The organism is Hydrogenivirga sp., assembly GCF_056450045.1.
Window position 1 is genome coordinate 1 of record NZ_JBWONM010000207.1, and the last position, 10432, is coordinate 10432.

Here is a 10432-nt window from a genome sequence, read left to right on the forward strand (position 1 = left end):
TCCAGGATGTTTGCCAAGCTCAAGGTCGTCCCCAAGGAGGAGTTTGATAAGTGGCTAAAGGGTGAAGTTGCTGATATGGGTCATAAAGGGGCTGATTTTAAGACTGCTAACATAGAGAAGAATAAGGTTCAGGAGGTCGTGAGATGAGAGAAGCCATCCCAGCTCACAAGCCGTGGTTTGCAGCCTCCCTCTGGGAGTGGATATTTACCACGGACCACAAGAAGATAGGGATAATGTACGGCGTTACCTCAACGGTATTCTTCATAGTTGCCGGTCTAATGGCTCTTGGGATGAGGCTTGAACTCTTCAACCCCGGAGCCCAGTACATAAAGCCGGAGACCTACAACTGGTTCCTCACAGTCCACGGAGCGGTGATACTCCTCTGGTGGGCGATAGGTGTGTGGGCATCCTTCGCCAACTTCCTCATTCCCCTCATGATAGGGGCGAGGGACGTTGCCTTCCCGAGGCTGAACGCCCTCGGTTACTGGATGTTCTTCGCCGCAAGCGTGATAGCATTGCTGACCTTCATTCCCGAAAACCATATAATGACGATGTGGACAGGCTACCCACCCCTCGCATCAACTGAGGGAATAGGCTTTGCGGGGACAACTGCCCTCTTCGTGTTCATATGGCACCTGACGGGCTTTGCTTCCATAGCCGGTGCGGTGAACTTCCTCACCACGGTGATATCAATGAGGCTTCCCGGGATAGGCTTCTTCAACATGAACCTCTTTCTCCACGGGATAATGGCTGCAAACGTTATACAGCTCCTCGGTGTTCCCTCAGTTGCGGGTGCGGTGACGATGCTCTTCCTTGATACCTACCTGGGCACCAACTTCTTTAAGCCCGACAAGGGGGGAGACCCTGTCCTGTACCAGAACCTCTTCTGGTTTTACTCCCACCCTGCTGTTTACGTCATGGTTCTTCCCGCCTTCGGTGTTATATCTGAGGTGGTTTCCGCCTTTGCAAGGAAGCCTATCTTCGGTTACAGGTCAATGGTTGTAGCCATATGGGCTATAGCCCTCGTGGGCTTCACGGTCTGGACCCACCACATGTTCGTCTCAGGCATACCCGACTGGGTGAAGATACTCATGTCCTACACAACCCTACTTATAGCGGTCCCAACGGGTATAAAGATATTCAACTGGGTGGCAACCCTTTACAGGGCTGCGATTCAGTATAGAACCCCCATGCTCTACGCCCTCGGTGCTATACTCATGTTCCTGATAGGCGGTCTCACAGGTATACCTCTCGGTATTCCCGCCTTTGACGTTGCGGTTCACGACTCTTACTTCGTCGTCGGACACTTCCACTACGTTCTCGGTATGGCTGTCACCCTCTCAGCTTTTGCTGGCTTCTTCTACTGGTGGCCCAAGGTAACGGGTAAGATGTATCCTGAAGGCCTGGGTAAGCTCTCTTTCTGGATGGTGCTGGTGGGTTCAAACTTGCTCTACTTTGCCCAGCTCATAATAGGTATATGGGGTATGCCCAGAAGGTACTACGACTACCCGCCCATAGAGAGTTGGATAACCCTGCATCATATACAAACCTATGGAGCCTTCATCTTGGCTTTCGGTGTTCTCCTTGCGATAATAGCCCTGATAAAGGGTGCGATCAGCGGTGAGAAGGCTCCCGACAACCCTTGGATGAGTAACTCCCTTGAGTGGAGACTTCCCTCACCACCACCTCCTCACAACTTTGACGAACCACCCAAGGTTGAGGAGGACTACTGCCCTCACGGATACTGCAAGTTCTGAACATCGGGGGACATGCGTGTCCCCCTTTTGTTTATAATATCTTCTTCATGGAAGAAGGTAAACGCGACTGGGGGAAGATACTGGTCGGGCTGGCGGTAGCAAGTGTAGCCCTCCTATCTCTCATATTCACCATATACCAGTTTGTAAAGCATCCTGAGAACAGAGAGCACTTCATAAGGAAGCTTGAGAACATAAGGAACGAACCACCCTTCCCCCTTCCTGAAAAGAAAGGAGAAAGGAGATGAGCAGAACACTTCTCTTCTGGGCGATAGTCTTTACCTATATCCTTATGGTCTTTGGGGGTATAGTCACCTCCACAGGGAGCGGTCTCGGCTGTCCCGACTGGCCCCTGTGCCACGGACAGCTTCTTCCCTTCCAGCTCAAAGAGAACATCCCAACTCCTCCTGCACCCATGGTGGTTGAGACGAAGCTACAGCCCTGGATAGAGCAGACCCACCGAATCCTCGGAGCGATAGCGGGGCTCCTCATGCTCGCCTCCCTCGTATCTGTCTGGAGGGGCTTCATCGGTTTTCCGCGAAAGGCTATGGTGTGGATATTTGTGTTCCTCATACTGGAAGCTCTGCTCGGTATGAGGGTCGTCCTGACGGAGGCTCCCCTCCTTAAGGAGTTCCTCCACTACGTTTACACCACATCCCACATCATACTCTCGGTTCTGATACTCTCGGGTCTTACCCTGATATACTGCTCAGTTTCCGGAAGGAACAGGGGGAACTCGGAGCTCCCCTTTGCGGAGACCCTCTACGTTCTTATCATGTTTCAGGTTCTCATAGGGATTTTGGTCAGGTACGTCAAGGCTGCGGACTTTAACCTGTTTGCTTACTTCTTCCACATAACTTATGCCATGGGGCTCGTTATATTCTCCCTCTACATTATGCTCAAGAAGTTTGACAGATACAGCCTGATAACCTTCCTCCTTGTGAGTGCTCAGGTAGTCGCCGGAATAGCCACCGTTCTGACAAAGCTCTTCCTTCCGGTTCTGTTCTTCCACATAGCGATAGGCTTTCTTCTGGTTCTTTGGGTTTCTTACATGGTCGCTCCTGAGGTTCTCAGGGGTAAAATGGTAGCAAGCAGGGAAGTTCAACCGCAGGGAACGTAGTCATGGTGGAGAAGACCTTTTCCTACACATCCCTTCTGAGGGAGTACTTAGCCCTCACAAAGCCGGGGATAGTTACCCTTGTCCTGATAACCACCTTGGGTGGTATGTACATAGGAGCGAAGGGGGAGCTTGAGCCCCTCCTCGTCTTCTGGACCCTTTTAGGGACCGGACTCGCTGCGGCGGGCTCTGCGGTCATAAACATGGTCTTTGACAAGGACATAGACAGTCTGATGGAGAGGACCTCCTCAAGACCTATACCCAGAGGTGCCGTAAACCCCGCGGGAGCCCTGCTCTTCGGTCTGACACTTCTCCTGCTCTCCTTTATCTCCCTCTCGCTCTTTGTCAACCTCCTCTCTGCCTTCCTGGCTATGGTTGCAGCTTTCTCCTATGCGGTCCTTTACACCCTTGTCCTGAAGAGAAAGACCCCCGTGGCGACGGAGATAGGGGGTATATCGGGGGCGCTTCCTCCCGTCATAGGTTACGTGGCAGCCTCCGGAGAGCTTGACCTGAGAGCCTTCATCCTCTTTCTGATAATGTTCATGTGGCAACCGCCTCACTTCTGGGTTCTCGCCCTCAAGTACAGGGACGATTACGCGAAAGCGGGCGTTCCAACACTCCCCGTATCACGGGGAGTCCTTATAACGAAGATAAAGACCCTTCTCTACACAGTCTCCTTGCTTCCGCTCACCCTCATACCTTACGCCATAGGCATGGTGGGGAAGCTCTACTTCGCGGTCGCCCTCACGATGAGCATCCTTTACACCGTCTATACCCTGAAGTTCCTCTTTTCTAAGAAGGAAGAGAGCATGAAGCTCTTCTTCTTCTCAATAATCTACATAGCGGTCATATTTGCGATGATGATCCTTGACCTGGTGAAGGATGTATGAAGCCCTGGTTCTTTCTCTTCTTGCTATCCATAGGCTCTGGAGGCTTCTTTGCCCTTCTGGTCGCCCTCTCCAGAACGCCGGGTGCATCCTCCCTATTTCCACCCCAGCTCTTCTATCACTGGCTGATAGGTCACGTTGACCTCGCTCTCATAATAGGCTTCCTCTCCTTCCTTGTCTTCCTTTGGCACAGGCTCCTTGAAAGGGAGCCAAAGACCTATGAGCTACTCCCTGCTTACCTCGGGAGCTTCCTCATACTAACTTCAGCCCTCCTCGGGCTTGGAACCCCCGTCCACAACAACTATGTTCCCACGATAGACAGTCCTATCTTCTTCCTCGGCGTCTTTCTCTTCGGGGTCGGTTTTTTCCTGACCTCCCTCAGGTTCTTACCCTCAGCCCTGAGACACCTCCGCTCGGGGGATGTCCTCCACCCAATCCTGTCCATATCGGTCATGCTCTCATTCCTCTTCCCCATAACGCTCCTTATCTCTTTCCTGAAGACCCAGCGCTCTGAGGAGGTTTATCTCTACTTTGAACGTCTCTACTGGCTTCCCGGGCACATCCACCAGTTCATAAACGCTTCCCTACTTCTTACCTCCTGGAGCCTCCTCGCCAAGACTGTTGGAACGGAGCCTCCTCGCTGGCTCAGGGGACTACTTCTCCTACTCCTTCCCTTCCCCCTGCTCTACCTTCTGTTCCAGCTCACCGCCCCCGACAGCATCGCTCCAGAGGTCAAGAAGATAACGACCTTCGGCTACGCCTTCGGTATAGGGCTTCCCACCGTTGTCTTCGCCCTCAGCCTCATGTTCAGGGTTAAGAGGAATTTTTACGGGGCTGTTATGCTCCTGAGCATACTCATATACCTGATGGGCGCGGGAATGGGCTACCTTATAGCCGGTTCAGACCTCAGAATACCAGCCCACTACCACGGCGTCATTGCCAGCATACTCATAGCCCTGATGGGTCTTACCTACTACTACCTTCAGGAGTTTGGCTACACGGGTAGGCTTCCCACGTTGGTTCGCCTTCAGCCCTACCTTTACGGCATAGGTATGCTTCTCTTCGTTTCGGGGCTCTTCTGGGCTGGTGTTTATGGAGCTCCAAGAAAGACCTTTGGTACCGGCTACATTGAGTCTTTCAAGGTCTACCTCTTCATGCTTGTGATGGGTCTTGGCTCTGTCCTCTCGGTTCTGGGCGGAATCATATTCGTTGGCTTCGTCCTTTACTCTATAATTAAGAGAAATGGGTCTGGAGTCCAGGAGGAAGCACGCTAAGAGGACGAGCTTTGTGATAGCTATAATGCTTGCAATATTCGCCCTTCTTACCTACCTGATGACCTTCGTTATAGTCCACATACTGAGGTGAGTTTGATGAGTTATGAGCTCCTTACTGCGCTGAGCCTCTTGACTATAGGAGGTAGCGGAGTCCTTATAGTCCTCGGTCTTCTGCTTGTAAAGACGGGAAGGAGGGAGCTTCACAAGAAAGCCATGCTGAGCGCATCCTTCTTGGCTCTTCTCTTTCTGGTCTTTTACCTCATCAAGTACTTCTCATACCCGCCAAAGCCCTACGAGGGTCCCTACAAGGGTCTGTACCTCTTTGTCCTCATTTCCCACTCAATACTCGCAGCCCTGAACCTTCCTTTGGCGGCTGTTACGGTCTTCCTCGGACTAACCAACAGGCTGGAGAGGCACAGGAAGGTAGCACCTATAACGGCGGGGGTCTGGATATACGTCGCTATTACAGGATGGTTGATATTCGCCTTTCTCAAGCTGGGAGAGGGTTAAAAAATTAAAAAGGAGGTAGGTATGTTAAGAGCTGTGTTCCTTCTGATCACGGTCTTCACGGTGGGGCTTTCTTACTCCCAGACGAAGCTCGCCTGCATAGACACCAACAGGATTCTCCAGGAGTCCAAGCTCGTGGCTCAGGCTCAGGCTGAGCTCAGGGAGAAGCTCGTCAGCTACCAGAAACAGCTGGAGACAAAGGAGAAGAGGCTCGGGGAGCTCAAGAAGCAGATAGAGAGCAAGGCGGTCTCCCAGAAGGCTAAGGAGGAGAAGATAAAGGAGTACCAGAGGATAGAGTCGGAGGCGAGGGAGCTTCAGGAGAAGGCTCAGAAGGAGCTCGGCGGTATGAAGCAGAGGCTTGAAAACATGGTCTACAACCGCGTGAAGGAGGCTGCTGAGAAGCTCGCAAAGGAGAGGGGCTATACGGGAGTCCTTGACTGTGCGGTCTTCATATACAAGGAGAGCGACATGGATATAACCACCGATGTGATAGAGATAGTGGACTCAAGCGTCAAGAAGAAATGAAGCTCGGTGAGGTAGCGAAGCTCCTCGGGGGTGAGCTCTCGGGAAACCCGGACCTTGAGGTGGAGGGGATATCCTCCGTCCAGAACCCAAAGCCGGGAACCCTCGTCTTCTGCCAGTCTCCGAAGGATGTTGATAGGGCTCTGAGTGGTTCTCCCGCAGCCCTCGTAGTCTCTTCGGAGGTGAATGCTCCAAACTACATAAGGGTTGATGATGTGAGGCTCGCCTTAGCCATCTTCCTTGAGAGGTTTTATCCCGAAAATCACCCCGAAGGGGTCTCTCCAGATGCAAGGATAGGGGAGGGTGTATCCCTTGGTAAGGGTGTCTATATAGGACCCTTTGCGGTCATAGGGAGCGGGGTCATCCTTGAAGATGGGGTAAAGGTCTATCCCTTTAGCTACGTAGGGGACAACACCGTCGTTGGGGAGGGGAGCGTTCTCTTCAGCGGAGTCCACATATATCCGAGAACGGTGATAGGGAAGGGGGTCAGGATACACAGCGGGGCTGTCATAGGGGCGGACGGCTTCGGCTACCACATAGGAAAGGAAGGTATAAAGAAGCTGAACCACATAGGGAACGTGGTGATAGAGGATTACGTTGAGATAGGGGCAAACACAACCGTTGATAGAGCTATGATTGACAGCACGAGGGTGGGTAAGAATTCTAAGATTGATAATCTCGTCATGATAGCCCATAATTGTGATATAGGGGAGGCTAACGTAATAGTGAGCCAGGTGGGTATATCTGGAAGTGTGAGGACGGGAAGGGGTGTGGTGCTTGCAGGTCAGGTGGGTGTTGCGGACCACGTGAGCATAGGCGATGGAGCAACGGTAACCGCCAAGGCTGGTGTATCTAAAGACCTGGAGGGTGGAAAGGTCTACGGAGGAGCTATCCCCGCCATGGAGTGGGGCAGGTGGAAGAGGGTTTACGCAGCCCTCATGAGGCTCCCAGAGGTAATAAAGAAGCTGAGATGAAGGCTTTTGTAGAAAAGATAGTCGTTGAAGGCTTTAAGTCCTACGGCAAAGATAGGAAGGAGATACCTCTCGGTGAGGGCTTCATATCCATAGTTGGTCCCAACGGTGCGGGAAAGTCAAACATAGGCGATGCCCTATCCTTCGCCCTCGGAATAGCTACCACAAAGACCCTGAGAGCTAAGAACCTCTCCTACCTGATATTTTCAAGGGACGGGGAGAAGGCTCCTTACGCATACGTGGAGATACATTTCAAGAACGGAGGAGCCTTTCCAGTAGAGGACGAGAGGGTGGTTATCTCAAGGAAGGTCACCCAGGACGGGAGGAGCACCTTCAGGATAAACGGGACAGTGGTGAGGGAGAAGGACCTCAAGGACTTCCTCTCCAAGGCGGGTATATACGAAAACGGCTACAACGTAGTGCTTCAGGGAGATATCATCAAGTTCCTGAAGATGACCCCCGTTGAGAGGCGAAAGGTAATAGAGGATGTCGCCGGGATAAGCGAGTACGAGACCAAGAAGCAGAGAGCTATAAACGACCTTATGGAGGTTGACATAAAGATAAGGGAGCTGAAGCTCCTTCTGGATGAGATAAAGATTCAGTTAGAGAGGCTCAGGGAGGAAAAGGAGAAGCTTGAGAGGTACAGGTCCCTGCAGGAGGAGAAGAGAGAGCTTGAGATAGCCTTGCTCTCAAGGGAGATCGGTAGGTTCAGCTCCGAGGAGGGGAAGCTCCTTGAGGAGCTGGGCAGGAGCAGGGAGGAGCTTGAGAGGATAAAGGAGGGCATACGTCAGAGGGAGGCGGTTCTCTCCCAGAAGGAGGAGAGGCTAAAGGAGCTTAGCGAGAAGCTCCTTCCCTTCAGGGAGAGGATAGGGAAGATATCCTCAGATATAGAGCACCTCGGCAAGAGAATAGAGGAAGGTCAGAGGAGGAGGGAAGAGCTCCTCCTGGAGAAGGAGAAGGAGGAGAAGGCTCTCGGTTATCTCCTCAAGGACCTGGAAAACCTCAGGGAAGAGCTGAGCCTCTTGAGGGAGGAGCTGAAGCTCAAGGAGTCAGAATACGAGGAGCTCAGGAGGGAGGAGGAGAGATCCTATTCCGAGCTTAAGGCTCTGGACGACAGGCTGAAGGTCTCCATAGAGGAGGCGCAGAAGGCTGAGGAGAAGGAAAGACAGCTAAAGGAGCTTATAGAGAAGAAGAGGGAGGAGGAGAACTCAAAGAGGGTGAAGCTGAGGGAAATTGAGGTAAAGATTGAAAGGACCTTAGAAGACATAAAGAGGCTTGAAGAGGAAAAGGAGGAAACGAGGAAGAGGATAGAGGAGTCCTTCGGAGAGCTTGAGAAGTACCGGAGGATGAGGGCGGTTGAGCAGGATACCCTCAGACAGGAGAGGGAGTACCTGAAGAAGGTTGAGGGTGAGCTGAGCGAGGTCAGGAAGAAGATAGAGGAGGTGATAAGGGGGAAAGCCTACGTGGAGAGCAAGCTCGCAAGCACCGAGCCTACGGAACTTCTCTTTGAGGGAATAGAGGGAGTTTACGGGACGGTGGGAGACCTTATAACGGTCAAGGATCCAGAGCACATAAGGGCTGTTGAGGTTGCCGGAGGGGGGAGGCTCAGATACGTTGTGGTTGAGAACGAGGACGTTGCAAAGAGGTGTATTGACTATCTGAGGGAGAACAACCTCGGGAGGATGAGCTTTATTCCCCTGAACAAGATAAGGACTGACTTCAACCTTCCACCCTATCCAAGGACGAGAGGTGCTGTTGACTTTGCCATAAAGCTCGTTGATTACGACAAGAGGTTTGAGAGGGCGGTGAGGTTCGCCTTCGGGGATACGCTGATAGTTGAGGACTTTGAATCAGCTAAGAGGATAGGCATAGGCAGTTATCGTATGGTAACCCTTGAGGGAGAACTCTTTGAAAAGAGCGGCGTCATAACGGGGGGAAGTCAGAGGAGCGGTGGAGAGCTCGGCAGAAGGTTCTACGAAGAGGAGAGGAGAAAGCTTGAAGAGGAGGAGTCTCAGCTCCGGGAGAAGGAGCAGGACCTCATCATAAAGCTCAGGGCTCTCAGAAGCGAGATATCGGAGAAGGAAGGTGTCCTGAAGGTGCTTGAGAAGAGGCTTTCGGAGTTTGAGGAGCTATCCAAGGAGGGGGACAGGAAGCTCGCCGAGTACGACGAGAAGATAGCCAAGGCTGAGGAGTTTGTTGAGATCCTGCGCTCCGAGGAGGAGAAGATAAAGGAAGAGCTCCAGAGGCTAAGGGAGGACATAGACTACAGCTCGGAGAAGCTGAGGAACTTGGAGCTCAAGAGACAGGACATAATCAATTACTACAGGTCCTCGGGAATTGAGGAAAAGAGGCAAGAGTACGAGAGAATAAAGAGGAGGGCAGAAAGCAAGAGAGCGGAGCTGGAGGAAAGCAGGCTACTCTTCAAGGACAAGGAGGGGCAGATAAAGAGTATAGAGGAGGAGATAAAGAGGAAGAAGGCACACCTTGAGGGGATAGACAGGGAGTACGAGGAGATCGGGGCTGAGGTGGAGGAGCTAAAGAAGAAGAGGGATGAGCTTGAGAACAGGGTCAAGGACATAGAGGCTCAGGTATATCAGTACTACAAGGAGAAGGACAGACTGGAAGAGGAGGTCAGGGACCTTCAGGCGGAGCTCGGTAGATTGAGGTTTGAGGAGGAGGACCTTCACAGGAAGGTCGGCGATATTAGCGCATCCCTTGCCAAGATTCAGCAGAGGCTCACCGACCTTCGCCAGAGGCTTGAGGAGCTCGGCTTTGAAGGGGAGCTTCCTGAGGTCAAGGAGAGCACCACAAAGCTCAAGGAGAGGCTCTTCAAGATAGAGAGGGAGCTTCAGCACTTGGGGAACGTGAACCTGAGGGCGGACGAGGATTACGAAGAGGAGCTTGGAAGGTTCAGGGACTACGAAGAGAAGCACAGGAAGCTCCAGGAGGAGAGAAAGGCTATCAAGGAGATGATAGAGGAGATAGAGACGAAAAAGCTCAAGACCTTTATGGAGGCATACGAGAACATAAACAAGAACCTAAAGAGGATATTCTCCTTCCTGTCTCCGGGAGGAAAGGCTCAGATGTTCATAGAGAACGAGATAGACCCCTTCAGCGGAGGTATAAGCCTCGTTGTCAAGCCCAGGGGTAAGGATGTCCAGTACCTTGAGGCTATGTCCGGTGGGGAGAAAACCCTTGCAGCTCTTTCGCTCATATTTGCCATACAGGAGTACAAGCCCTCTCCCTTCTACTACTTTGATGAGGTGGATGCCCATCTTGACGAAGCGAACGCCAAGAAGGTCGGTGAGCTTATAAAGGAGAAGTCCAAGGAGGCTCAGTTCATAGTCGTTACGCTGAGGGAGGTCCTTGCGAGCTTTGCCGACAGGCTTATCGGTGTTTC

At 52.2% G+C, this 10432-nt stretch carries 10 protein-coding genes; all 10 read left to right on the forward strand.

The features are described 5' to 3' along the window. The first annotated feature begins 143 nt into the window (after positions 1-143). Complete coding sequence (locus AC1HCM_RS08430) at positions 144-1757, forward strand: cytochrome c oxidase subunit I (RefSeq protein ID WP_479461327.1); 1614 nt, start codon at positions 144-146, stop codon at positions 1755-1757. A gap of 47 nt (positions 1758-1804) precedes the next feature. Next, positions 1805-2002, forward strand: coding sequence for a hypothetical protein (locus AC1HCM_RS08435; protein WP_479461328.1), 198 nt, complete (start codon positions 1805-1807; stop codon positions 2000-2002). Next, the gene (locus AC1HCM_RS08440) at positions 1999-2874 is read left to right on the forward strand and encodes a COX15/CtaA family protein (RefSeq protein WP_479461329.1); all 876 of its coding nucleotides are present in this window, start codon (positions 1999-2001) and stop codon (positions 2872-2874) included. The genes AC1HCM_RS08435 and AC1HCM_RS08440 overlap by 4 nt, the downstream gene beginning before the upstream one ends. 2 nt (positions 2875-2876) lie before the next feature. Beyond that, positions 2877-3761 carry a heme o synthase gene (cyoE, locus tag AC1HCM_RS08445; protein ID WP_479461330.1) on the forward strand — a complete coding sequence of 295 codons (885 nt, stop codon included), beginning with the start codon at positions 2877-2879 and terminating at the stop codon, positions 3759-3761. After that, positions 3758-5032 (forward strand): cbb3-type cytochrome c oxidase subunit I, encoded by a 1275-nt coding sequence (locus AC1HCM_RS08450; RefSeq protein WP_479461331.1) that lies wholly within the window; start codon positions 3758-3760, stop codon positions 5030-5032. The genes cyoE and AC1HCM_RS08450 overlap by 4 nt, the downstream gene beginning before the upstream one ends. Beyond that, positions 5001-5123, forward strand: coding sequence for a hypothetical protein (locus AC1HCM_RS08455; protein ID WP_479461332.1), 123 nt, complete (start codon positions 5001-5003; stop codon positions 5121-5123). Before AC1HCM_RS08450 ends, AC1HCM_RS08455 begins: the two co-directional genes overlap by 32 nt. 5 nt (positions 5124-5128) lie before the next feature. Then, on the forward strand, positions 5129-5542 hold the full coding sequence (locus tag AC1HCM_RS08460; RefSeq protein ID WP_479461333.1) for a DUF420 domain-containing protein: 414 nt from the start codon (positions 5129-5131) through the stop codon (positions 5540-5542). 21 nt (positions 5543-5563) lie between these two features. Beyond that, positions 5564-6064 (forward strand): OmpH/Skp family outer membrane protein, encoded by a 501-nt coding sequence (locus AC1HCM_RS08465; protein ID WP_479461334.1) that lies wholly within the window; start codon positions 5564-5566, stop codon positions 6062-6064. Then, a complete protein-coding gene (lpxD, locus tag AC1HCM_RS08470; RefSeq protein ID WP_479461335.1) occupies positions 6061-7035 on the forward strand; it encodes a UDP-3-O-(3-hydroxymyristoyl)glucosamine N-acyltransferase in 975 nt (324 codons plus the stop codon). Before AC1HCM_RS08465 ends, lpxD begins: the two co-directional genes overlap by 4 nt. Continuing rightward, the coding region (smc, locus tag AC1HCM_RS08475; RefSeq protein WP_479461336.1) for a chromosome segregation protein SMC at positions 7032-10432 on the forward strand (3401 nt) is incomplete at its 3' end. The genes lpxD and smc, both read left to right, overlap by 4 nt.